Annotated in this window: 20 protein-coding genes; 9 read left to right on the top strand and 11 right to left on the bottom strand. The window is 70.7% G+C overall.

Annotated features, from left to right (window positions below; all coding sequences use genetic code 11):
- The first annotated feature begins 232 nt into the window (after window positions 1-232).
- Window positions 233-1,744, top strand: a complete 1,512-nt coding sequence (locus AB0K14_RS37355; protein WP_360459980.1) for an alkaline phosphatase D family protein — start codon at window positions 233-235, stop codon at window positions 1,742-1,744.
- Window positions 1,741-2,934: a hypothetical protein gene (locus AB0K14_RS37350; protein WP_360459982.1), complete on the top strand. Its 1,194-nt coding sequence runs from the start codon at window positions 1,741-1,743 to the stop codon at window positions 2,932-2,934. Before AB0K14_RS37355 ends, AB0K14_RS37350 begins: the two co-directional genes overlap by 4 nt.
- Before the next feature lie 42 nt (window positions 2,935-2,976).
- Here the strand turns inward: AB0K14_RS37350 and AB0K14_RS37345 are convergent, their stop codons facing one another.
- A complete protein-coding gene (locus AB0K14_RS37345; RefSeq protein WP_360459984.1) occupies window positions 2,977-3,366 on the bottom strand; it encodes an MmcQ/YjbR family DNA-binding protein in 390 nt (129 codons plus the stop codon).
- A 118-nt stretch (window positions 3,367-3,484) separates the two neighbouring features.
- Between AB0K14_RS37345 and AB0K14_RS37340 the strand changes: the two genes are divergently transcribed.
- Complete coding sequence (locus AB0K14_RS37340; protein WP_360459986.1) at window positions 3,485-4,558, top strand: epoxide hydrolase family protein; 1,074 nt, start codon at window positions 3,485-3,487, stop codon at window positions 4,556-4,558.
- A gap of 4 nt (window positions 4,559-4,562) precedes the next feature.
- Here AB0K14_RS37340 and AB0K14_RS37335 read toward each other — a convergent pair whose 3' ends face one another.
- Entirely contained in the window at window positions 4,563-5,174 is a 612-nt protein-coding gene (locus tag AB0K14_RS37335; protein ID WP_360460034.1) for a LysE family transporter, read from the bottom strand.
- 72 nt (window positions 5,175-5,246) lie between these two features.
- Between AB0K14_RS37335 and AB0K14_RS37330 the strand changes: the two genes are divergently transcribed.
- The 6 genes from AB0K14_RS37330 (at window position 5,247) to AB0K14_RS37305 (ending at window position 13,984) form a co-directional block, all read left to right on the top strand.
- Window positions 5,247-6,107, top strand: a complete 861-nt coding sequence (locus tag AB0K14_RS37330; RefSeq protein WP_360460036.1) for a LysR family transcriptional regulator ArgP — start codon at window positions 5,247-5,249, stop codon at window positions 6,105-6,107.
- Window positions 6,108-6,318: 211 nt separating this feature from the next.
- Complete coding sequence (locus AB0K14_RS37325) at window positions 6,319-7,713, top strand: DNRLRE domain-containing protein (protein ID WP_360459988.1); 1,395 nt, start codon at window positions 6,319-6,321, stop codon at window positions 7,711-7,713.
- Window positions 7,714-7,779: 66 nt separating this feature from the next.
- A complete protein-coding gene (locus AB0K14_RS37320; RefSeq protein ID WP_360459990.1) occupies window positions 7,780-8,991 on the top strand; it encodes an MFS transporter in 1,212 nt (403 codons plus the stop codon).
- Entirely contained in the window at window positions 8,988-9,944 is a 957-nt protein-coding gene (locus AB0K14_RS37315; RefSeq protein WP_360459992.1) for a hypothetical protein, read from the top strand. Before AB0K14_RS37320 ends, AB0K14_RS37315 begins: the two co-directional genes overlap by 4 nt.
- A 47-nt stretch (window positions 9,945-9,991) precedes the next feature.
- Window positions 9,992-11,098 carry a pentapeptide repeat-containing protein gene (locus AB0K14_RS37310; protein ID WP_360459993.1) on the top strand — a complete coding sequence of 369 codons (1,107 nt, stop codon included), beginning with the start codon at window positions 9,992-9,994 and terminating at the stop codon, window positions 11,096-11,098.
- Window positions 11,099-11,296: 198 nt separating this feature from the next.
- Window positions 11,297-13,984, top strand: coding sequence for a lectin (locus tag AB0K14_RS37305; protein WP_360459995.1), 2,688 nt, complete (start codon window positions 11,297-11,299; stop codon window positions 13,982-13,984).
- A 79-nt stretch (window positions 13,985-14,063) separates the two neighbouring features.
- Here AB0K14_RS37305 and AB0K14_RS37300 read toward each other — a convergent pair whose 3' ends face one another.
- The 9 genes from AB0K14_RS37300 to chvE all read right to left on the bottom strand — a co-directional run bounded on the left by AB0K14_RS37300 (window position 14,064) and on the right by chvE (window position 24,848).
- A complete protein-coding gene (locus tag AB0K14_RS37300) occupies window positions 14,064-14,918 on the bottom strand; it encodes a carbohydrate ABC transporter permease (RefSeq protein WP_360459997.1) in 855 nt (284 codons plus the stop codon).
- Window positions 14,915-15,859, bottom strand: coding sequence for a sugar ABC transporter permease (locus tag AB0K14_RS37295; protein WP_360459999.1), 945 nt, complete (start codon window positions 15,857-15,859; stop codon window positions 14,915-14,917). Before AB0K14_RS37295 ends, AB0K14_RS37300 begins: the two co-directional genes overlap by 4 nt.
- Complete coding sequence (locus tag AB0K14_RS37290; protein WP_360460001.1) at window positions 15,856-17,142, bottom strand: ABC transporter substrate-binding protein; 1,287 nt, start codon at window positions 17,140-17,142, stop codon at window positions 15,856-15,858. Before AB0K14_RS37290 ends, AB0K14_RS37295 begins: the two co-directional genes overlap by 4 nt.
- A complete protein-coding gene (locus tag AB0K14_RS37285) occupies window positions 17,142-18,173 on the bottom strand; it encodes a LacI family DNA-binding transcriptional regulator (RefSeq protein ID WP_360460003.1) in 1,032 nt (343 codons plus the stop codon). Before AB0K14_RS37285 ends, AB0K14_RS37290 begins: the two co-directional genes overlap by 1 nt.
- Window positions 18,174-18,374: 201 nt before the next feature.
- Window positions 18,375-19,514, bottom strand: a complete 1,140-nt coding sequence (locus tag AB0K14_RS37280) for an ROK family transcriptional regulator (RefSeq protein WP_360460004.1) — start codon at window positions 19,512-19,514, stop codon at window positions 18,375-18,377.
- Window positions 19,515-19,550: 36 nt separating this feature from the next.
- On the bottom strand, window positions 19,551-20,675 hold the full coding sequence (locus AB0K14_RS37275) for a hypothetical protein (RefSeq protein WP_360460006.1): 1,125 nt from the start codon (window positions 20,673-20,675) through the stop codon (window positions 19,551-19,553).
- A gap of 305 nt (window positions 20,676-20,980) precedes the next feature.
- Complete coding sequence (mmsB, locus tag AB0K14_RS37270) at window positions 20,981-22,201, bottom strand: multiple monosaccharide ABC transporter permease (RefSeq protein ID WP_360460008.1); 1,221 nt, start codon at window positions 22,199-22,201, stop codon at window positions 20,981-20,983.
- Window positions 22,198-23,724, bottom strand: coding sequence for a multiple monosaccharide ABC transporter ATP-binding protein (gene mmsA / locus AB0K14_RS37265; RefSeq protein ID WP_360460010.1), 1,527 nt, complete (start codon window positions 23,722-23,724; stop codon window positions 22,198-22,200). The genes mmsB and mmsA overlap by 4 nt, the downstream gene beginning before the upstream one ends.
- Window positions 23,725-23,735: 11 nt before the next feature.
- Window positions 23,736-24,848 (bottom strand): multiple monosaccharide ABC transporter substrate-binding protein, encoded by a 1,113-nt coding sequence (gene chvE, locus AB0K14_RS37260; RefSeq protein WP_360460012.1) that lies wholly within the window; start codon window positions 24,846-24,848, stop codon window positions 23,736-23,738.
- Window positions 24,849-24,856: the final 8 nt, after the last annotated feature.

Genomic DNA, 24,856 nt, shown 5'->3' with positions numbered 1-24,856 from the left:
CAGCGACGCTCGACGCCATTCGGGAAGTTTATCGCTCACCAATACGTCGCCTAGTTGGGCAGGCGTTCACCTGGGACGTTCGGGCGACGCCCTGCGGGGACCGTCATCCCACCCCCGCCGCAGGCCTCCCGCACTCCACCGGGCGTACACGTCGGGGATGGCCGCTGATCACCTTCGGCGTGTACGCAGTACCGGAACGCGTTCTTCCCGGCCCTGCACCGAAGGAGAGCCGATGTCCCCATTGACCCGACGAACGCTCATCGCGGGCGGCATCGCGAGCGCCGGCGTGACGGTCCTCGCGCCCACCACCGCGAACGCCATCTCCTACCCGTTCACGTTGGGCGTCGCCTCCGGTGAGCCCGCCGCGGACGGTTTCGTCATCTGGACGCGCCTCGCGCCCAGCCCGCTCAACGCCGACGGCCTCGGCGGCATGGGCAGCGCCTCCGTCGCGGTCGAGTGGCAGGTCGCCGCGGACCGGCGGTTCACCGAGATCGCGCGCAGCGGCACGGCGACCGCGACGCAGTCGTGGGCGCACAGCGTGCACGTCGAGGTGGCGGGCCTGCTGCCCGGTCGCGAGTACTTCTACCGGTTCCGCGCCGCCGGGCACATCTCCCCCGTCGGCCGCGGCGTCACCGCGCCCGCGGCCGGCACCAGCCCGTCGCTGACGATGCTGTTCGCGTCCTGCTCGCACTTCGAGGAGGGCTACTTCACCGCGTACCGGCGGATGGCCGAGGAGAACCCGCACCTCATCCTGCACCTGGGCGACTACATCTACGAGGGCGGCGCGACCACCACCAAGGTGCGCCAGTTCGCGCCCGCCGCGGAGATCGCGAACCTGGCCGACTACCGGGTGCGGCACGCGCAGTACAAGACCGACGTGGACCTCCAGGCCGCGCACGCCGCCGCGCCGTGGCTGGTCGTGTGGGACGACCACGAGGTGGAGAACAACTACGCGGACCTGGTGCGCGGCAACACCTCCCCCGCCGGCGACTTCAAGGTGCGGCGTGCGGCGGCGTACAAGGCCTACTACGAGCACATGCCGCTGCGCGCCGCGCAGGCGCCGGTCGCGGAGAACATGCAGCTCTACCGCCGGGTCCGCTGGGGCGGGCTGGCCACGTTCCACATGCTCGACACCCGCCAGTACCGCGACGACCAGGCGTGCGGCGACGGCACGAAGGTGTGCGCGGAGGCCGACGACCCGGCACGCACCCTGCTGGGCGGCACCCAGGAGGCGTGGCTGCTCGACGGGATGCGCCAGAAGCTGGGCACCTGGGACTTCCTGGGCCAGCAGGTGTTCTTCGCGCAGAAGCTGGCCTCGGCCGACGGCGCGAAGTCGATGGACTCGTGGGACGGCTACAGCGCCAACCGCGGCCGGTTGCAGCGCGGCTGGGACGCCGCGGGCCTGCGCAACACCGTGGTGCTGACCGGTGACGTGCACCGGTCGTGGGCGAGCAACCTGATGAACGACTACCGGGCGCAGGACCGGGTGGTCGGCACCGAGCTGGTGACCACGTCGGTCACCTCGGGAGGCGACGGCAGCGCCGCGGACACCGGCCTGTCGAGCCTCAACCCGCACGTCAAGTTCTTCAAGAACCTGCGCGGGTACGTCCGCACCGTCACCTCACCCACCCAGATGAACGTCGACTTCCGCTTCCTGGACCGGGTCACCACGCGGGACTACCCGGTCCGGACGTTGCAGAGCTACGTCGTCCAGGCGGGCAACCCCGGATTGCAGGCACCGTGAAGAAGCTGATGACGATGATCGTGGCGCTCATGCTGCTGGGCGCCGGCACCGCCTCGGCGGCGGTCACCTGGACCGCCGCGAACAGCACCGCCACCGGCGACCAGGACAACGCCGCCGTGGCGGCGGTGCGCAACGGCTGGACCGCCGTGGTGTGGGAGGACGACCGCGACGACGCTACGCCCACCGACCCCGTGCACAGCGACGTGTGGGTACGCCTGTTCAAGGACGGCGTGTCGCGCTACGAGAAGAAGCTGTCCACGGGCGGCACGGGCAACTGGCGGCACGTGCAGCCGGACGTGGCGGTGCACGACAACGGCACCGCGGTCGTCGTGTGGGCCGACGACGGCGAGGGCAACGGCTTCTACAACATCCAGGTGCGGGTGCTGAACACCAGCGGCACGGTCACCGGGTCCGCGCGGGCCAACGCCGACACCGCCGGGCAGCAGCTGAACCCCGCGGTGGCCGCCGACCCCGACACCGCCGGTTTCGCCGTGGTGTGGGAGGACAAGCAGACCACCACCAACGCGACCGTGCGCGTCGCCGGGTTCGCGTCGGTGACGTCGAAGACGTACGAGGCGCAGGTGCACACGACCGGCGGCACGCACCAGCGGCCGGACGTGGCCATGGGCGCGGCGGGCAACGCCATCGTGGTGTGGGACGAGGACGGTGACGGCAACGGGTCGTTCAACGTCGGCCGCAAGATCCTCACCCCGTCCGGCGGGGTGAAGCTGGCGCAGGGCGTGGCCAACGCGAGCGGTGACGGCCAACAGCGGCGGCCGGTCGTGGCGGCGAACTTCAACGGCGACCACGCGGTGGCCTGGGAGACCGACCACACCGGCACCGCGCAGGTGGGCGTGCGGTCGTTCGCCGCGGGCGGCGCGGCGCGGACTGCCGCCGACGTGGTGCTGCCGGGCACCGACCCGCAGATCGGCATCGACGACCAGCTGAACGTCGTGGTGTCGTCGGTGGAGGCGCAGGACGTGGTGTCGCAGGGCCTCAACCCGGACGGCACGGTCACCGGCAGGTTGCCGCGCGTGCCGACGGTGTCGACCGCGACGGGCAGGCAGGACGAGCCCGCGCTGGGCGTCGACGCCTGGGGTCGGATCACCGTGGTCTACACCGACGACAACGACGGCAACGGGTTCGACCAGGTCTACCTGGGCACCGGGCTGGTCAACAGCACCTGGTGAGCCACGTGCGGCGCGCCCCTGCCCAGGGGCGTGCCGCGGGTGTCAGCGGTCGGCTTCGAACTGCTTCGCGAGTCGCTTCGGCGCGCGGCACAGCCACGCCTCGGTCAGCAGCTCCTCCAGCTCGTCGACGCCGATCGCGTCCAGCCGCACCAGCACCGCGGCGTAGCCGTCGAAGTGCGGGGTGGTGAAGTAGACCGACGGGTCGTCGGCGAGCAGCGCCTCCTTCGCGCCTAGGTCCGGCACGCTCGCCGCGAGCACCGGGCCGTCCGGCGCGGTCGGGCCCAGCGCGGCCAGGTCGGCCTTGCGCAGCGGTCGGTCCCACGCGAACGCCTTGTCCTTCACCCGCCACGCGGGCCGTTCGTCGTAGGAGGGGCGTTCGGTGACCTCGGGCAGCGCGGCGGTGATGCGGTGCACGTCGTCCCAGGTGGCCATGGGCGCAGACGATAGACCGGTGGTCCGACGATCCGCCGGACGAAATCGTTGGCACAACCAACATCTTCCGCTATCGTTGGCTTCACCAACATTGGTGAGACCAACGGAGCTGTGGACCATGATCACGCCCTTCACCCTCGACGTCCCCCAGGCCGACCTGGACGACCTCGCCGACCGGTTGGCGCGCACCCGGTGGCCCGAGGAGCTGCCGGACGCCGGGTTCGACTACGGCTTCCCCCTCACCGAGGTCCGCGCGCTGGTCGACCACTGGGTCGACGCCTACGACTGGCGGCGGCACGAGGCGGAGCTGAACGCCCTGCCGCAGTTCACCACCGAGATCGACGGCCAGCGGGTGCACTTCCTGCACGTCCGCTCGACCAAGGCCGACGCGCTGCCGCTGGTGCTGGTGCACGGCTGGCCGGGGTCGGTGCTGGAGTTCCTGGACGTCGTCGAGCCGCTCTCGCGGGACTTCCACCTGGTCATCCCGTCGATCCCCGGCTTCGGCCTGTCCGGCCCGACGACCTCGCGCGGCTGGGACGTCCACCGGGTGGCGCGGGCGTTCACCGAGCTGATGGACCGGCTGGGCTACCGGCGCTACGGCACGCAGGGCGGCGACTGGGGCTCCGGCATCGCCAGGGCGATGGCCGTCGCCGCGCCCGACCACGTGGTGGCCGTGCACGTGAACTTCCTGCCCACCGCGCCGGTCGAGGGCGTCGAGCTGTCCGCCGAGGACGAGAAGCGGCTGGACCGGACCCGGGCCATGATGCGCAACCGGCCCGGCTACCAGATCCTGCAGGCGACCCGGCCGCAGACGATCTCCTACGCGTTGACCGACTCGCCGGTCGGGCAGCTGGCCTGGATCGCGGAGAAGTTCACCGAGTGGACCGACCCGGATTCCGAGATCGACGTGGACCGGGTGCTGACCACCGTGATGCTGTACTGGCTCACCGGCACGGCGGGCTCGTCGGCCCGGCTGACCCGCGAGTCCGGCATCGGCTCGAACGCCTGCCCCGCGCCGCTCGGCGTGGCCGTGTTCCCGCACGACATCGTGCTGCCCGTGCGGCCCCTGGCGGAGCTGGGGTACCGGGTCGAGCACTGGAGCGAGTTCCCGAGGGGCGGCCACTTCGCCGCGATGGAGGCGCCGGACCTGCTCGCCGAGGACATCCGGACCTTCTTCGCGGGCCGCTCGTAGCGGTCTACACGACGAGGGAGACGCCGGTCGCCGTGACCACCACGGCGACCGCGGCGTCCAACACCCGCCACGCCGAGGGCCGCGTGAACGCACCCGTCAGCCACCGCGCACCGAAACCGAGCGCGCTGAACCACAGCACGCTGCCCGCGATCGCGCCCGCCCCGAACCACCACCGGTCGCCGCCGAACCCGGTGGACGCGGTGCCCAGCAGCAGCACGGTGTCCAGGTACACGTGCGGGTTGAGCCAGGTCAGCGCCAGGCAGGTGACGATCGCCGCCGCACCCGTCGCACCCGCACCCGCCGCGCCCGAGGTCGTGCCGCCCGGGTCCAGCGCGGCCGGGCGCAGCACCCGCCGTGCCGCCAGGACGCCGTAGCCGACCAGGAACACCGCGCCGACCCACCGCACCACCGTCAACGCCGACGGCCACGAGGTGAGCGCCGCACCGACTCCCCCGACGCCGAGCGCGATCAGCAGCGCGTCCGAACCGGCGCAGATGGCCACGATCGCGGGCACCTGTCGGCGCAGCACGCCTTGGCGCAGCACCAAGGCGTTCTGGGCGCCGATCACGACGATGAGGGACAGTCCGGTGCCGAGCCCGGCCAACAGCGCGTACATCACACCGTCGACGGTAGGAAGCACCCGGGCATAAGACCAGCTACGGTTTCTTACGTATCATTAGCACTCGTGATGCTCGATCCGGAGTGCGTGCGCACCCTGCTGGCCGTCGTGGACGAGGGCACGTTGGACGCCGCAGCCAAAGCGCTGCACGTCACGCCGTCGGCGGTGAGCCAGCGGATCAAGCTGCTGGAACAGCGGACCGGCCGGGTGCTGCTGGTCCGCTCGAAACCCGCGCGGCTCACCGACTCCGGCGAGGTGATCGCCCGGTACGGGCGGCAGCAGGCCCTGCTGGACCGCGACGCGCGCGAGGCGCTCGGTCTGGTCGAGGACCCGACCCCCATCCCGGTCGCGGTCAACGCCGACTCGCTGGCCACCTGGTTCCGCCGCGTGGTGCGGGAACTGGCCACCGACGAGGGCCTGGTGCTGAGCGTGCGGCGCGACGACCAGGACCACACCGCCGAACTCCTGCGCCAAGGCCTCGTGGTCGGCGCGGTCACGTCGACACCGCAGCCGGTGCAGGGCTGCGTCGTCCGTCCACTCGGGAGCATCCGGTACCACGCCGTGGCCACCAAGCGGTTCACCCGGCGGTGGCTGGCCGACGGCCGACCGCTGCACGACGCGCCGGTGATCGTGTTCGACGAGAAGGACGACCTCCAGGACCGGTTCTGCCGCGAGCTCTCCGGCCGCAACGCCTCCGCCCGCCGCCACCACCTGCCCGACGGGCACGTGTTCGAGGACGCCGTGGCCGCGGGCGCGGGTTGGGCGCTGCTCACCGAGCACCAGATCGCCACCCACCGCAGGCTCGTGCACCTGGCGCCCGACAAGCCCGTGGACGTGCTGCTGCACTGGCAGCAGTGGAAGCTCGACTCGCCGCCACTGGCCCGCGTCGCCGACGCCGTGTTCCGGGCCGCCGCGGCGGAACTGCACTGAAGGCCCTCAGACCGGGCCGGGTACCCGCCGCGGCCCGAGCCGCACCGGCGACTCCTCAGGCCGGCGCCGGATACACCCATCGGTGATGTACGTGTGAGCGGTTCGCCGGTCGTTCACCGCCCGGCCGCCCGACCATCACCACGCAGTGTCCGCACGTCCCTACTGTCTGCCAAGCCCTCACTGCCGTCGTTCCAGAGACGAAGGGTTTCGCATGTCAGCACGCAGAGCGCCCCTGGCCCTGCTCGCCATCGGCGTCGTCACCGCCGCCACCCTCACCGCCATCGCCTCCTCCGAGCATGTGCCCACCGCCACGGCCGCCACCACCACCTTCACCCCGACCGCCGACACCCACGTCGACAACTCCGCCACCGGCACCAACCACGGCACCTCCGGCCAACTCGGCGTGGACGGCTCGCCGATCAAGCGGATGTTCCTCAAGTTCACCGTCTCCGGCGTCTCCGGCACGGTCGGCAGCGCCAAGCTGCGCCTGCACACCGACGACGTCTCCGGTGCCGCCGGCCCGGCCGGCGGCACGTTCCGCGCCATGACCGACACCACCTGGTCCGAGACCGCCGTCACCTGGAACAACCAGCCCGCCATCGACGGCGCCACCCTCGGCGCGCTCGGCTCCGTCGCCCGCAACGCCTGGTACGAGGTCGACGTGACCCCGCACGTGCGGGCCAACGGCACGGTCAGCTTCGGCGTCACCTCCAGCAGCACTGACGGCGCCGACTACGACTCCCGCGAGACCGGCGCCACCGCGCCGCAGCTCGTGGTCACCACCGGCACCACCACGACCACCACGACGCCACCGCCCAGCGGCGACCCGGTCCTCGTCGGCGTGGGCGACATCTCGAACTCCGGCTCGGGCGACACCGCCACCGCCGCCCTGCTCGACAACATCCCCGGCACCGTCTTCACCACCGGCGACAACGTCTACAACAGCGGCACCGCCACCGAGTTCGCCAACTACTACGACCCGACCTGGGGCAGGCACAAGGCCCGCACCCGCCCGTCGCCGGGCAACCACGACTACGGCACCAGCGGCGCGACCGGCTACTACGACTACTTCGGCGCGCAGGCCGGCCCGTCCGGTCGCGGCTACTACTCCTACGACCTCGGCAACTGGCACGTCGTGTCGCTGAACTCCAACATCGGCATGGCCGCCGGTTCCGCGCAGGAGCAGTGGCTGCGCGCCGACCTGGCCGCCAGCACCAAGCCCTGCACCGCGGCGTACTGGCACCACCCGCTGTTCACCTCCGGCGCCAACCACTCCCCCTCCACCGCGACGCGCCCGCTGTTCCAGGCGCTGTACGACCACAACGCCGACGTGGTGCTGTTCGGCCACAACCACCAGTACGAGCGGTTCGCGCCGCAGAACCCCAACGGCGGCCTCGACACCACCCGCGGCATCCGCACGTTCGTCGCCGGCATGGGCGGCGCGAGCCACTACGGCTTCGGCACCATCCGACCCAACAGCGAGGTCCGCAACAGCAGCACCTACGGCGTGCTCAAGCTGACCCTGCACAGCAACAGCTTCGACTGGCAGTTCGTGCCCGTGGCGGGCCAGACCTTCACCGACAGCGGCACCACCGCCTGTCACTGACCCGACGACCGCCGCGCCCGGTCGTCCCCGGCCGGGCGCGGCGCCCGCCCGCTCCGGAGGTGCGCCGTGTACCTGTCCACGATCACCCGTCCCAAGACCGCCGGCTGGAAGGGGATCGGCGCCAACGTCTTCGCGCTCGGCGCGGTCAGCCTCGTCACCGACGTCTCGTCCGAGATGGTCACCGCGGTCCTGCCGCTCTACCTCGTCGTCGGGCTCCAGCTCAGCCCCGCCGCCTACGGCGTCATCGACGGCGTCTACACCGGCGCCACCACCCTGCTCCGGCTCGTCGGCGGCTACCTCGCCGACCGGACCGACCGGCGCAAGCGCGTGGCCGGCCTCGGCTACGCCCTGTCCGCCGTCGCCAAGGTGGGCCTCCTGCTGGCCGGCGGCTCCACCGCCGCGCTCGGCGCGGTGATCACCCTCGACCGGGCGGGCAAGGGACTGCGCACCGCACCGCGCGACGCGCTGATCACGTTGTCCACCCCCGCCGGCGACCTCGGGCGGGCGTTCGGCGTGCACCGGGCGATGGACGGCATGGGCGCGTTCGCCGGACCGCTCGTGGCACTGGCCGTCCTCGCCCTGGCCGGCGGGTCGTTCGACTCGGTGTTCATGACCAGCTTCTGCATCGCCGCGCTCGGCGTGGTGATCCTGGTGCTGTTCGTGCGCGACCACCGCTCACCCGTGCCGTCCGAACCCGTGCGGGCCAAGGCGATCGGCGGGCTGTGGCGCGACCGCGGGGTGCGGCGGGTCGTGCTGACGGCGTCGCTGCTGGGGTTGGCCACGATCGGCGACGGGTTCGTGTACCTGCTGCTGCAGAAGCGCGAGGGCCTGTCGATCGGGTGGTTCCCGCTGCTCGCGGTCGGCACCAGCCTGGTCTACCTGCTGCTGGCCGCACCGCTGGGCGCGCTGGCCGACCGGGTCGGCCGGCTCCCGGTCATGCTGGGCGGCTACGTGGCGCTGGGAGCGGTGTACCTGCTGCTGTTCGGGCCGCTGGGAGGGTGGGCGCTGGTCGTCGTGGTGGTGGCGCTGTACGGGGTGTTCTACGCGGCCACCGACGGCGTGCTGATGGCGTTGGCCGGGCCGCTGCTGCCCGAGCGGATGCGCACCACCGGCATCGCCCTGATCCAGAGCGGGCAGGCCCTGGCGTACCTCGGCTCGTCCGTGTTGTTCGGTCTCGCCTGGCAGTTCTGGGGCCCCGAGGCCGCCACCCGCCTGGCCGCCGCGGGCGTCGCGCTCACCCTGGCCGCCACCGCCGCACTCCTGGGACGCCGCTCATGACCACCCGCACCCGCCTCCTGATCACCGCACTCGTCGCCGTGCTGCTCGGCGCGGTCGCCGTGACGTACACCGCCCTGTCGAAGCCCGAGCCGGACGAGGTCGCGTCGACCGCGGTCAGCGGGCCACGGCTGATGGTGCTGAGCAACGGCCGACTCTCCACGGTGTCCCGGTCCGACCCCGACGGGCCGCGCGAGGTGACGTCCCAGCACTGCGACCGCGTGTACACCGCCGGTGGCACGACGTCCTGCCTGCGGCCGGTCGGCGCGTTCAAGGCGGGCGAGCTGGCCGTGCTGGACCCACACCTGCGCGAGGTGCGGACCGTGCCGCTCACCGGCTTTCCGAACCGGACGCGCGTATCGGCGAGCGGCCGGATGGTGGCGTGGACACTCTTCGTCGACGGTCACTCCTACGCCGCCAACGGCTTCTCCACCAGCACCGGCATCCTGGACGCGAAGACCGGCGCCCTGGTCACCTCACTGGAGGAGTTCACGTCCACAGTAGACGATGTGGCGACCACCGCGGTCGACCGGAACTTCTGGGGCGTCACCTTCACCGCCGACGACAACCGCTTCTACGCCACCATGTCCACCGGCGGTCACCGCTACCTGATGGAGGGCGACTTCGCGGCGCGCACGTTGCGGTCGATCGCGGACAACGTGGAGTGCCCCTCCCTGTCACCCGATGGGCGGTCCATCGCCTACAAAGCGGCCATCAACGGCGACCCGCAACAAGGTTGGCGGCTGTCGACGCTCGACATCGCGACCCTCGCGGTGACGCCACTCGCGGAGACGCGCAGCGTGGACGACCAACCGGCCTGGGTCGACGCACGGACCATCGCCTACGGCATCCAGCGCAGCGACGGCGTCAACGACGTCTGGGCGGTGCCCGCGGACGGCTCCGGGACACCGGCCCTGCTCGTACCCGAAGCCAACTCGCCCGCACCGGTGGAGTGAGCGGCGTTCTCGCCACCGGCGCCGGGCACCTCGGCCAGTATGTCGGCATGAGCGAGCAGCCAGTGCAAGTGAGCCGTGCCGTCCTGGGCTTCCCCCGCAGGCCGCGGACGCGGCAAGTGCTGGCGGCGGGGTTGCTGATCGCCGCCGTGGTCAGCCTGACGCCCCAGTGGTGGTGGCAGGCGACGATGGCCGCCGGACGGTGGGTCGGCCGGTCCTGGCCGGTGGTGGCCCTGGCGCTGGCCGGCGTGGCGCTGTTGGCCGGCGGTCGGCGGCGCACGGCGGCGATGGCGCTCGGACGCCGACCGCGCACGCCGGCCATGCCGCTGATCGCGCACGTGACGCTGCTACTGGTGCTGGCCGCGGCGGTCGCGGTGGGTCTGGGGGTGGTCCTGTGGGGCGTGCTCGGACGACCGGCCGGACCGACGTGGAGCGTCCAGGACCGGCTCGACGCGGTGAAGGTCGTGCTGACCGTCGTCGGGGGCATCGGCGCCGTGGTGGCGTTGACCGTCGCCTACCGCCGGCAACACCTCAACGAGGTGGACTCCTACCGCGAGGACAGCAAGGTGCTACTCGACCGCTACGGCAAGGCGGCCGAGCTCCTCGGCGCGCCCGACGCCTCGGCCCGCACCGCGGGCGTGTACGCGTTCGCCGCGCTGGCCAACGACGCGCCCGAAGCGCGCCAGGGCTGCATCGACGTGCTGTGCGCCTACCTGCGCCAGCCCTACGAGCCCCGGTCGAACAGCCAGGAGAGGCAGCTCCGGCTGACCGTCATCCGGCTCGTCCGGGACAACCTCCACCTACCCGAGCACGACCCCCGCAGCTGGCGCGGCCACGACTTCGACTTCTCCGGCGCCGTGTTCGACGGCGGCGACTTCACCGGCGCCACGTTCACCGACTCGGGCACCGTCACCTTCGCCGGAGCCACGATCACCGGCCGCCTGTCGTTCGCGGGCGCCACGTTCGCCGGCGGGATCGTGTCGTTCGACAACGCCCGGTTCGTCGGCGGCGCGGTGTCCTTCGACGGCGCCAGGTTCAAGGGCGGTGTCGTGGACCTGTCGAGGGTCGATGAGGAGCAGCCGCCGCCCGTGGCCGAGCTCTGGCCGACCGGGACGCCCGTGCCCGCCGGGCTGCGGCTGCCGTTCGCCGCTGCTTGAGCGGTCCGATCGCCGACGGATTGTATTCAGTCTACACTGAAGCTATAGAGGATTTTGCATACAAAGTACCGCCTTGTCCATCGGACATCTCCGGCCCAACACCGTTCCCCCGCGCAGCGGGTTCCTGACCTGCGCGTCCAGTGGGAGAATGGTCATCTGACAACGTTGTCAGGCCTCCTACCCCTGCCGGAGGTTCAGATGCGTCTCCGCTCCGCGGCTGTCGCCGCACTCACGTTCGTCGCGCTCGCCGTCCCGCTCCAGACCGGCACGGCACACGCCATCACCGATCCCGCCCAGCACGTCAACCCGTTCGTCGGCACCAAGCCGGGCGGCCCGGACTTCGGGCACGGCGGCGGCGCGGGCAACACCTTCCCCGGCGCCGTCGCACCGTTCGGCATGCTCCAGTGGAGCCCCGACACGGTCACCCACCAGCACGGCGGCTACCACCACGACGACAACCGCATCCGCGGCTTCAGCCTCACCCACCTGTCGGGCCCGGGGTGCAGCGACTTCGGCACCGTGCCGTTCATGCCGTCCCTCGGCACCACGCCCGCGTCCCACTCGACGTTCACCCACGCCAACGAGCAGGCCTCCCCCGGCTACTACTCGGTCCGCTTCGACAACGGCATCCGCACCGAGCTCACCGCCAACCAGCGCTCCGGCGTCGCCCGCTTCACCTACCCCGCGGGCCAACGCGCCTCGCTCACCGTCGACGCCGGCCGCGCCTTCAACGCCGCGAGCGGCTCGATCACCATCGGGACCGACAGCCTGTCCGGCTTCACCGACAGCGGCGGGTTCTGCGGTGCGGGCAACCGCTACCGGCTGCACTTCCACGTCACCTTCGACCAGCCGTTCGCCTCCACCGCCACCATCGCCGACGGCCGGGTGACACCGGGCGGGCGCGCGGTCGAGGGCACCAGCCGGGGCAGCGTCGCGCCCGCGCCCAAGTCCGCCCAGACGCAGGAGCTGCCCGCCCCCTCGGCCACCACCGAGGACGTGCAGCCGTTCGCCGCGTCGGCGTTCGTGTCCTTCAACGCCACCACCGTCAGCGCTCGGGTCGGCATCTCGTTCGTCAGCCTCGACAACGCCAGGGCCAACCTCGCCGCGGAAACCGGCACGCGGTCGTTCGACGAGGTCCGCACCGCCGCCCGGGCCGCGTGGAACGGGTGGCTCGGCCGCATCGACGTGACCGGCGGCACCGCGACCCAGCTCCGCACCCTCTACACCGCGCTGTACCACTCCCTGCTGCACCCCAACGTGTTCAGCGACGTCAACGGGCAGTACGCGGGCTTCGACCGGCAGACCCACACCACCACGAGGACCCAGTACGCGAACTTCTCCGGTTGGGACGTCTACCGGTCGCAGATCGCGCTGATCGCCCTGCTGGGACCACGCGAGGCCGCCGACATCGCGCAGTCCGCGGTGAACCAGGCCGCCCAGGGCGGCTACTTCGACCGCTGGACGGTCGCCAACGGCGGCACGGGCGTGATGAACGGCGACCCCATGGCGATCATCGTGGCGACCGCGCACGCGTTCGGCGGCACGGACTTCGACACCGCCGACGCGTTGCGCCGCATGGTGTCCGGTGTCAACGACATCCGCCAGCGCCCCGGTTGGTTGCAGTACAACGACTACGGGTACGTGCCGACCGGTCTGGGTGACGTGTGGGGCTCGGCCGCGACCACACTGGAGTACACCAGCGCCGACTTCGCCATCTCCCAGTTCGCGGCCAGGCTGAACGACGCCGACACGGCGGAGAACTTCCTGCGCCGCGCGCAGAACTGGCGCAACCTGTTCCACTCCGGCGGCAAGTACCTGCAACCGCGCAACACCAACCTGACCTGGCCGGGGTTCAGCCCGACGCAGGAGAACGAGTACGTCGAGGGCAACGCCGCCCAGTACACGTGGATGGTGCCCTACAACCACCGGGGCCTGTTCGACGCGATGGGCGGCAACGCCGCGGTCACCTCGCGCCTCGACACCTTCTTCACCGAGCTCAACGCCGGGCCGAAGAAGCCCTACGCCTACCTGGGCAACGAACCGACGCTCAACACGCCGTGGGCGTACGCCTACGCCGGCGCACCGCACAAGACGCAGGACGTCGTGCGGCGGGCGTTGACGTCGCTGTTCCCGCCGACACCGGAGGGCCTGGTCGGCAACGACGACCTGGGCGAGATGTCGTCGTGGGCGGTGTGGGCGGCGCTGGGCCTGTACCCGCAGGCGCCCGGTCGCGCCGAGCTGGTGCTGGCCAGTCCCCAGTTCCCCACCACGACGGTCAGGCGCGGCAACGGCGCCACCATCACGATCACCGCGCCGAACGCCTCCGACACCGTCAAGTACGTCCAGTCGTTGCGCGTCGACGGCGCCACGTCCGGCAGGCCGTGGCTGCCCGCGTCGTTCACCGCGCAGGGCGGCACGCTCGACTTCACCCTCGGCGCTACGCCGTCCACTTGGGGCGCGGCGGCCGCCGACGCGCCGCCGTCGTTCGACGTGGGCCCCACCCCGGCGCGGACCGGCCCGGTCGGCGGCTTGGCGGGCAAGTGCCTGGACGGCGACCCCGGTCCCAACGCCGACGGCGCGGTGGTGCGGCTGTGGGACTGCAACGGGTCGGCCGCGCAGCAGTGGACGGTGGCCTCGGACGGCACGCTGCGGGCGCTGGGCCGGTGCCTGGACGTCAACGGCAGCGCGCGCGTCAACGGCACCAAGGTGCAGCTGTGGACGTGCAACGGCACGGGCGCGCAGCAGTGGTGGCCGAAGGGGACGACCCTGGTGAACCCGCCGTCCGGCAAGTGCCTGGACGTGCCCAACAGCACCACCACGAACGGCGTCCAGCTCCAGATCCACGACTGCAACGGCACCGGCGCCCAGGTGTGGCGCCTGCCCTGAGTGGACACGAGGAGGTTAATTGGCCGGTCGCCACGGCTCTCCCAACACGTGACGACCGGCCGATGACACCGCCAGGCGGCTACTTGACGCCACCTGCGGTCAAGCCTGCGATGATCCTTCGCTGGAACAGCAGCACCACGACGACCAGCGGCACGGTCACGATCACACCGGCGGCCATCTGGGTGCCGAACGGCTGGTCGAAACCGTACGCCCCGGTGAACCGGGAGATGGCGACCGTAGCAGTTTGCATGGTGCTGTCGTTGACCATCGACAAAGCGATGATGAACTCGTTCCACGCCGCGATGAACGTGATGATCGCGGTGGTGAAGATGCCCGGCGCGGCCAGCGGCAGGATCACCTTGCGGAACGCCTGGCCGCGCGTGCAGCCGTCGATCATCGCCGCCTGCTCCAGCTCCTCCGGCATCTGCCGGAAGAACGCGGTCAGGTTCCACACCGCCAGCGGCAGCGCGAACGACAGGCTGGGCACGATCATCGACTGGTAGGTGTTGATCCAGCCGATGTCGGTGAACAGCGCCAGCAGCGGCACCAGCAGGGAGATGCCGGGGAACATCGAGGTGGCGATGATGAGCGCCGCGACCGCGTTCTTGAACCGGAAGTGCAACCGGGCCAGCGCGTACGCCGCGGACACGCCGATGACCAGCGTGAGGATCGTGGTGACGCCCGCGACCACGAGGCTGTTGAGCAGCGAACGGCCGAAGCCGACGCCGGGCGCGAACACCGCGGTCAGGTTGTCCAGCGAGAACGGCGCGGGCAGCACCGTGAGCTCGAACTGGTCGGACGGGCGGCGGAACGCCGACACCGCCATCCAGTAGAAGGGCGCCAGGCAGTAGACCAGGATCAGCCCGAGCCCGCCGAAGGTCAGCACCCGCTTCCACGGCGCGCCGTTGCCGCTGGTCTGGGTCGTGGCGGTCATTTGCGCGCCTTCTCCCTGGCGGCGCCGATGACGTCCGCGCCGAGCAACCGCACGAACACCAAGGCCGTGACGGCCACGTAGACGAACAATATCGTCGCGTACGCGGCCGCGGGTCCGAACCGCAGGCTCGCCGCCTCGTCGAAGGCCACCATGGACAGCGTCTCCACCGATTCCTTGCGGCTGCCGATGAGCACGAACGGCAGGTCGAACATGCGCAGCGCGTCGAGCACCCGGAACAGCACCGCCACCAGCAGGGCCGGCTTGACCAGCGGGAGCGTGATCTGCCAGAACTGCCGCCACGGCGACGCGCCGTCGACGCGGGCCGCCTCGTAGACGTCGTTCGGGATGATCTGGAGCCCGGCGAGCACCAGCAGGCCGACGAACGGCGCGGTCTTCCACACGTCCGCGAGGATGACCGCGAACTTCGCCTGCCAGCCCTCGGTGGTCCACAGGATCTGCTGGCCGATCATCGCGTTCGCCACGCCGTCGGCCTGGAAGATCCAGCGCCACAGCAGCGCCGACACGGCGGTGGGCACGGCCCACGGCACGAGGATGCTGGCCCGCACGATGCCACGCCAGCGGATCGCGTGGTGCATCACCAGCGCCATCCCGACGCCGATCAGCACCTCCAGCGTCACCGTGATGACGGTGAACACGGTGGTGTTGCCGAACGCGTTCCAGAACCGGGCGGCGGACTCGCCGACGAAGATCGCGGTGTAGTTGTCGACGCCGACGAACCGCGAGCCCTCCACGACGAAACCGCTCTCGTCGAGGTCGGTGCCGTCCCGGAACACCGACTCGCGCAGCGCGGCCACCAGCGGGTACCCGACCACGAGTCCGAGCACCACGAACGTCGGTGACAGCAGCGCCGCGGCGAGTCGCCCCGCGCCCGAGGTCGCGCTCCCGGCACGACCTCGGGCGCGATGGGCGACCGCCGTCACTTCAGCAGCTCCTGCAACTTCGCCTGCAGGTCCTTGAGCGCCACGTCACTGGTCTTCTCGCCGGTCAACGCGGCGTAGGCGGCCTCCTGGATCGCCTGGGTGACGTCGCCGTAGCGGACCGCCTGCGGGCGCGGCTTGGCCGACAGGATCGACTCCTTCAGCGTCGGCAGGTACGGGAACTGCTTGATCAGCTCGGCGTCGTCGTACAGGCTCGCGAGGGTCGGCGCCTGCGAGGTGGCCAGCAGGTTGGACCGCTGCGAGGACTCGCCGGTGAAGAACTTGATGAAGTCCAGCGCGGTGGCCTTGTTCTTGCCGAACGCGGAGATCGCGAAGTTGTGGCCGCCGAGGGTGGAGCTGCCGGGGCCCTTGAGACCGGGCAGGGGCGCGACGTCGAACTTGCCCGCGACCTGCGAGGAGCCGTCGGTCTTGCCGGCCAGGTTCCACTGGTAGGGCCACTGGCGGTGGAACAGGAGCTCGCCCGCCTGGAACGCGCGGCGACCCTCCTCCTCCTTGTAGGTGATGGCCTTCTCCGGGATGATGCCCTGCTGGAAGCCGGTGACCAGGGTGTCCAGCCCGGCCTTCGCCTCGGGCGAGTCGACCACGGGCTTGCCGGTGGAGTCGACCACGTCGCCGCCTGCGGAGTGCACGGCCTCGTCGAAGTTGACCGTCAGGCCCTCGTACTTCTCGAACTGACCGGCGTAGCAGCCGATCGCGGGCTGGGTCGCCTTGACCGCCTGGCAGGCGGCGGTGAGCTCGGCCCAGGTCTTCGGCGGCTTCACGCCCGCCGCGTCGAGGAGGTCCTTGCGGTAGTAGAGCAGGCCGCCGTCGGAGTACACCGGCGCGGCGTAGAGCTTGTCGCGGTACTGCGCGGTCTTCACCGCGGGCTGCAGGAACTTGCCCAGGTCGAACTGGTCGGCGGGCAGCTCGACGACCCAGCGGTTGGCCGCGAACTCGGCCGTCCACACCACGTCGAGGTTGAGGATCGTGTAGGCGTCTGACTTGACCTGCGCGTTCTGCACCATCTGCTGGCGCTGGGCGTCGGCGGACTCGGGCAGTTCGATGATCCGGACCTGCTCGTTCGCGTGCGAGGCGTTCCACTCGTCGACGAGCTTCTGCATGTTGCCGGACGTGTCCTTGCCGGTGGCGAAGGTGACCTCGCCCCGGCCTTCGAGCGCACCGCCGGTCTGCTCGCCGCCTCCGTCGCCCCCGCTGCCGCACGAAGCCAGGAGTACTGCCACACCCAGCGCCGCAGTTGCCCGCCACGCCGTTGTCCGAACGCCCATTACCCAGACTCCCCTTCGTTCACGTCTTGCTCTGTCAAGCGGACCGGGGCACTGCCGCGGCTGACGATCCGCCCCGGCAGCAACACACCCCGATCGCCGTTCGCGCTGTCCAGCAGGTCGACCGCGGTGCGGGCGAACCTCTCGACGGGTTGCCGCACCGAGGTGAGACCGCCGTCCACAACGGACGCCATCGGTGAGTCGTCGAAACCCGTCACCGCGACGTCCGTCCCCGGCCGGAGCCCCTGGCGGCGCACTTCACGGTGCACACCTACAGCAAGGGGGTCGCTCACCGCGATCACCGCGTCCGGAGGGACTTCGGAGTCCAGCAGGTCGCGCATCGCCGCACCGCCCGCCTCGACGGTGTCGGCCTCGGCGAACGCGAGCCGGTCCGAGGGCAGGTCGAGGGCGGTGCAACCGGCTTTCCAGCCGCGCAACCGGTCCAGGAACCGACCGGGGACACCGCGCCTGCCGACGAACGCGATGCGACTGCGGCCCAGGTCGTGCAACCGGTCGACCAACCGGTGGCAGACGGCGGCGCCGTCGAGGTCGACCCACGGGCCGGGTTGGCACCCGGACCACGTCCGGCCGAAGGACACGAACGGCACGTCGTGGTCGGCCAGCCACCGGTGGCGCGGGTCGTGCTCGACGGTGTCGGCGAGCACGAACGCGTCGACGGCGCGTTGGGCGACCAGGTCCGCGTAGACGTCCACGCCGGCGCCGGTGAACAGCATGACGTGCCGCCCGGAGCGCTCGAACTCGGCGGTGAGCAGGTGCAGGAAGCGGTCCATGAACGAGTTCGGGGTGTCCTGGACCGGCACGCGGTACCCGATGAGCCCGGCGCGGCGGGCGGCGAGGTTGCGCGCGTTGCGGTTGGGCCGGTAGCCGAGCGCCTCGATCGCCGTGCCGACGCGCTCCCGGGTGACCGGGTCGACCCGGTGGGGCGCGTTGAGCACGTTGGACACGGTCTGGCGGGAGACACCGGCGTGCAGCGCCACCTGGCGGATCGTCGCCGGACCGCCGGGACGCGCCATGGCCTGCTCCCCTCCCCCGGTTCGACTGGTTCGGTGCTCGTCGGCGCTGTTTCGTGCTCATGTCGCGGCCGTCACGGAGTGCACTCGTCCGAACACTTCGACCGCCGTTTGACCGCTCAAAACGGGCGGTACTGTGTCGCGGGCCACACCACTGTGTCAAGGAGTGGGAAGGTCCGTGACCGGAACGCAACTCTTTCGGCTTCAGGCGCGGGGTGGGCCCGTCAGCGCGGCGCGGATGGCCAGCGCGGCGCCCGAGCGGGCCCACTCGTCGAAGTCGAAGGGCTGGACGTCCAGGTCGATGAGGGCCGGGTCGGCCTCGTAGGCGGCTTCGACACCCTCGGTCACGCGTTGCCCGGACACCTCGTACAGCGGCAGGCCGTCGCCGGTGAGCAGCACCTTCTGCGGGTCGATGAAGTTCGCGGCGGTGCCGATGAGCACGCCCAGCGCGTAGCCCGCGTCGTCGAAGACCCGCTTGGCGTCCGGGTCGCCGGCCCGGGCCCGGGCCACGGCTTCGTCGTAGGTGGGTCGGTCGTCGAGCCGGCGCAGCATCGCGTGCGTCATCAGGTAGCTCGACGCGCAGCCGCGGTGACCGTAACCGCACAGCGGCCCGCTCGGGTCGACGAGGATGTGGGCCATCCGGGGCGGCAGGCCGTGGGCGCCGCGCACCAGCCGACCGTCCACGACCAGGCCGCAGCCGACGCCCGCGCCGACGGTGATCAGCACCATCGACTCCAGGCCCGCGCCCGCGCCGAACCAGTGCTCGGCCGAGGTCAACGCCTGCACGTCGTTGTCCACGGCGGTCGGCACGCCGGTCGCGGCGGCGACCCGCTCGCCCAGCGCCACGTCCGCCCAGCCGAGGAACTCGTCCTCGACCACCACGCCGTCGCGCACGATGCCGCCGAGCGTCACGCCGATCGCGGTCAGCCCCGGGAACGCCGCCGCGACCTCGGCGACCTGCTCGACCACGTCGGCCGGCGCCGTGGAGCGCAGCGGTTGGTCGGTGGTCTCGACGACCGTCGCGGTGAGGTCGGTGACCGCCGCGAACAGCCGGTCCGCGGTCAGCTTCACGCCCAGGAAGTGGTGCGACTCGCCCCGCACGTGGAGCATCTCCGACGGCCTGCCGGTGGACGACCGCAGTTGGGTCTCGCCCTCGACGAGCAGGCCGTGCAGCACGAGCGTGCGGGTCACCCTGGTGAGGGTGGGGCGGGACAGGTGGAGGCGGGCGGCGATCTCGGACCTGGGCATGGCGCCGTGGACCAGGACCTCCAGCAGCACGTCGCGGGCGACCTCGGGCAGGTCCGGCCAGGACGGGGCGGTGCGAGGGTCGGTTCCCGAGGTCACCGACCGAACATACCCGGACCCGTCCCGGCCGGATCGCTAGCAGATGTTCTGCCTGCTGTTGACCAGGGTGTTGTTGCGGAACGTCGTGTTCGTGCCGCACGGGCTCTCGGTGATGGCCGAGTTGGTGACCGTCAGGTTCTGGATGAGGATGTCCCTGGTGATCGGGAACTCGCTGCGGGCCGCCAGGCGGATCTCACCCCCGCCGGTGACGCTGCCGCCCTGGGCGGCGATGTTCACGTTGTAGCAGTTCTCGATCAGGATCGAGTTGTTGCCGGTGTTGGAGATGGTGACCCGGTCGACCTGGAGCCCACCGCTCTCCGAGACGCAGAAGATGCCCCGGCCGCCGCCGCGGGCGATGACCTGCCCGACCCGGACGTTGATGGGGTAGCTGCTGCCGATCCGGCCGTTGCGGTTGGCGGTGCGGAACGCGGCGTAGCCGGTGCCGGTGCCCGCGTTCTCGGCGTCGACCGTGCCCACGGTGGCGTTGATCGTCTGGTTGAGCAGCAGGCCCGACTCGCCGACGCCGCGCGCCACCACCGTGCCGATGGTCAGGCCGTCCACGCCGTAGGTCTCCACGGCGTGCGAGCTGGCGCCCTGCACGTAGGCGTAGTCGATCCGGACGTTGCGGGTCCACTGGCTGGTGTCGCCGCGGTTGTCGATGCGCACGCCCAGGCCCCTGGACAGGCGCATGTTCACGTTGCCGATCACCACGTTGGTCACGTTGCGCATGAAGATGCCGTACAGCGGGGTGCCGGTGAGGGTGAGGTTCTGGACCTCGATGTCGCGCACGCCGCGCGCGTAGACCGGGGCGTAGTCGCCCGAGCCGGTACCGGTGACGTTGATGGTGCCGCACAGGTCGATCGTGGTGTAGCTGCGCATCGAGTACCGCTCGCCCGCGGGGATCGAGCCGGACGCCCGGACCACGATCCGCTCCTTGTAGGTGCGGTTCGCGGTGAGGCTGTCGTTGGCCGCCTGCATCGCGGCGCGCAGGCTGCTGCCGGTGTAGACCGTGCTGCCACCGCGACGGGCGGTGAAGCTGCTGCCGGACCCGGTCACCTCGGCGTGGTATGTGCCGTCGCCGCAGGCGGCGTGGGCCTCCGGGGCGGTGGTGACCTGGAGTAGCGCCGCTGTCAACGCTGACACGGCGAGTAGTGCTTTCATGTGGGGATCTCCTGGGTTGGTAAGCGCTTTCCTGGTGGCGGCGGAGACCTTGGGGTCGACATGTCCGAGGGAGTGTGATGGTGACGGCCCGTCGAGGGACGTGACGGGCCGTCACCTGGCACGCGGCCTGGGAGCGTTCCCAGGGCTACCCGGTAGTGAATCGGACAACGGAATGCCCGTCAAGCCCCACCCGAGCAAGCCCCACCCGAGGTCGACACGACCGCGCCCCCGGCCGTCGCGGGCGGAACCGCGATGGCCGGGGGCGCAGGGGTGGAGTCGTGCCGGGTCACCGACCGGCGGAGCGGTCAGGCGCGCCCGCGGCGCTTGGTCCACACGTCGTAGGCGACGGCTGCCAGCAGCACCAGGCCCTTGACCAGCATCACCTGTTCACTGGGCGCGCCGATCAACGACATGCCGTTGTTGATCACGCCCATGATCAGGCCGCCGGTGATCGCGCCGACCACCCGGCCCACGCCGCCCTGGACCGCCGCGCCGCCGATGAACGCCGCCGCGATCGCGTCCAGCTCGAACGCGTTGCCCGCGGTCGGACCGGCCTGGTTGAGCCGACCGGCGAAGATCACGCCCGCCAGCGCGGACAGCAGGCCCATGTTCACGAACACCCAGAACGTGACCTGCTTGACCTTCACGCCGGACAGCGTCGCGGCCTGGAGGTTGCCGCCGATGGCGTAGATGTGCCGGCCGAACACCGACTTGTTCGCCATCACCGAGTAGCCCAGCGCCAGCACCGCGAGCAGCACGAGCACCCACGGCAGGTTGCGGAACCGGGCCAGCTGCACGACCACGGCCAGGATCACCGCCGCCGCCAGCGCGATCTTCGCCACGAAGATCGGGAACGGGTCGACGACCTGCCCGTAGCTCAGCCTGGCCTTGCGGTTGCGCCACTGGTTGAACGCGAACCCGGCCACCACCGCGACGCCGACCAGCAGGCTGACCAGGTCCGCGCCGCCCAGCGCCCCCAGGCCGACGTTGCCGAGGTAGCCCTCGGTGAAGCCGTTGGCCAGGGTGCGGATCTGGTCCGGGAACGGCCCGATGCCCTGGTTGCCCAGCACCGTCAGGGTCAGCGCGCGGAACACGAGCATGCCCGCCAACGTCACGATGAACGCCGGGATGCCGAAGAACGCCACCCAGTAGCCCTGCGCCGCGCCGATCACCGCGCCCGCGAGCAGCGTGATCAGCACCGCCAGCGGCCACGGCAGACCCATCTGCACGGTCAGCACCGCGCAGATCGCGCCGGTCAGCGCCACCACCGAGCCCACGGACAGGTCGATGTGCCCACCGATGATCACCAGGATCATGCCGATGGCCAGGATCAGCACGTACGAGTTCTGCACGATGATGTTGGAGATGTTCTGCGGTGTCAGCAGAGCACCGTCCGTCAGCACCGTGAAGAGCACCACGATCAGCGCGAACGCGATGTAGATGCCGGACTGGCGCAGGTTGATCGTGAACCTGCGCTGCGGCCCCGCCTGGGTCTTCAGCGCCTTGGCCGTGGTCTCGATGGTCATGAGGTCTGTCCCTGGGTCATGTGGTGCATCAAGCGTTCCTGGGTCGCGTCCGCGCGGTCGAGCTCACCGGTGATCCGGCCCTCGGACAGGGCGTACACCCGGTCGCACAGGCCGAGCAGCTCCGGCAGCTCGGACGAGATGACCAGCACCGCACGGCCCTGGTCGGCCAGGTCGTTGATGATCGAGTAGATCTCGTACTTCGCGCCGACGTCGATGCCGCGGGTCGGCTCGTCGAGGATCAGCACTTCCGGGTCGGTGAACATCCACTTCGCCAGCACGACCTTCTGCTGGTTGCCGCCCGACAGCGAGGAGGTCGGGGTGGCGACGCTGGGCGTCTTGATGTTCATCGAGCGGCGGTACTTCTCGGCGACCGAGTGCTCCTCGTTCTCGTTCACCCAGCCCCGCGGCGCGAGCTTGTCCAGCCCGGCCGCGGACACGTTGAGCTTGACGTCCTGGATCAGGTTCAGCCCGTACCGCTTGCGGTCCTCGCTGACGTAGGCCAGGCCGTGCTCGATGGCCTTGCGGACGGTGCGCGTGTCGATCTCGCGGCCGTCCTTGACGACCCGGCCGGAGATGCCGACGCCGTAGGTCCGCCCGAACACGCTCATCGCGAGTTCGGTGCGACCCGCGCCCATGAGGCCGGCGAGACCGACGATCTCGCCGCGCCGCAGCACGAGGGTGGCGTTGTCGACGACCACCCGGTCGGGCTGGGACGGGCTGTGCACGGTCCAGCCCTCGATCCGCAGCACCTCGTCGCCGATCTTGGGCGTGCGCGGCGGGAACCGGTGCTCCAGGTCGCGACCGACCATGCCGGAGATGATCCGGTCCTCGGTCACGTCCTTCGCGGGCAGCGTCTCGATCGTGCGACCGTCGCGCAGGATCGTGATGCTGTCGGCGATCCGGGTCACCTCGTTGAGCTTGTGCGAGATGATCACCGAGGTGATGCCCTCGTCGCGCAGCCCGTCGAGCAGGTCGAGCAGGTGCGCGGAGTCGTCGTCGTTCAACGCCGCGGTCGGCTCGTCCAGGATCAGCAGCTTCACGTCCTTGGCCAGCGCCTTGGCGATCTCCACCAGCTGCTGCTTGCCGACGCCCAGGTCGTGCACGGGCGTCGTCGGGTTCTCCCGCAGGCCCACGCGGGCGAGCAGGGCGCCCGCCGCGTGGTTGGTGCGGTTCCAGTCGATGAACCCGCGCTTGGCCCGTTCGTTGCCGAGGAACAGGTTCTCCGCGACGGACAGCTGACCGCACAGCGCCAGTTCCTGGTGGATGATCACGATGCCGCGCCGCTCGCTGTCGCGGACGCCGCCGAACGAGCAGGGCTCGCCCTCGAAGACGATCTCGCCCTCGTACGACCCGTGCGGGTGCACGCCGGAGAGCACCTTCATCAGCGTGGACTTGCCCGCGCCGTTCTCACCGCAGATCGCGTGGATCTCACCGCGCCGCACGGCGAGCGTGACGTCGTGCAGCGCGGTGACCCCGGCGAACCGCTTGGTGATGCCGCGCATCACCAGGATTTCGTCGGACATGGTGTGCAAACCTACTTCAGCTGATCCGCGGTGTAGTAGCCGCTGTCGACGAGCACCTTCTGGTAGTTGCCCTTGTCCACGATCACCGATTCGAGCAGGTACGACGGCACGACCTTCTTGCCGTTGTCGTAGTCCTTCTCGTTGTTGACCTCGGGCTTGCCGCCCTTGAGCACGGCGTCGGCCATCTTCACGGTGGTCGCCGCGAGCTCGCGGGTGTCCTTGTAGATGGTCGAGTACTGCTCGCCGCCGATGATCGACTTCACCGAGGCGACCTCGGCGTCCTGGCCGGTGACGATCGGGTACGGGTTGCCGCCGGTGCCGTAGCCGCTGCTCTTGAGCGCGGAGAGGATGCCGATGGACAGGCCGTCGTACGGGGACAGCACGCCGTGCACCTGCGCGCCGCCGTAGGAGGAGGTCAGCAGGTCCTCCATGCGCTTCTGGGCCGTGGCCGGGTCCCAGCGCAGGATGGCGACCGTCTTGAAGTCGGTCTGGCCGCTCTTGACCACCAGCGTGCCCTTGTCGATGTGCGGCTGGAGCACCGACATCGCGCCGTTGAAGAAGAACGTGGCGTTGTTGTCGTCCGGCGAACCGGCGAACAGCTCGATGTTCAGCGGGCCCTTCGCGTCACCGGGGGTGCCGTCGGCCTTGAGCACCTTCAGCCCGGTCAGCAGCGACGTCGCCTGCTGCACGCCGACCTTGAAGTTGTCGAACGTGGCGTAGTAGTCGACGCTGTCGGTGTTGCGCAGCAACCGGTCGTAGGCGATGACCGGGATGTTGGCGTCCTGCGCCTGCTGCAGCTGCGACGTGATCGCGGTGCCGTCGATCGAGGCCACGATGAGCAGCTTCGCGCCCTTGGTGATCTGGTTCTCGAGCTGGTTGGCCTGCGTCGGGATGTCGTTCTCGGCGTACTGGAGGTCGACCTTGTAGCCCTTCTCCTCCAACGCCTTCTTGATGTTGTCGCCGTCGTGGATCCAGCGCTCCGACGAACGGGTCGGCATGGTCACGCCGACCAGGGCGCCCTCGGTGGACCCGGACTGCTGGTCACCGGTCTTCTCGGCCGAACCGCAGGCCGACAGCGTGAGGGCTGCCGCCACGGTGACGGCGGCGAACCGTGGAAACTTCATTGTTTCTA

The sequence above is a fragment of the Actinosynnema sp. NPDC050801 genome (assembly GCF_040673975.1).
Classification (GTDB): Bacteria; Actinomycetota; Actinomycetes; order Mycobacteriales; family Pseudonocardiaceae; genus Actinosynnema.
Note: the sequence above shows the minus strand (reverse complement) of the source record. Positions and strands in the feature narration are given on the sequence as shown.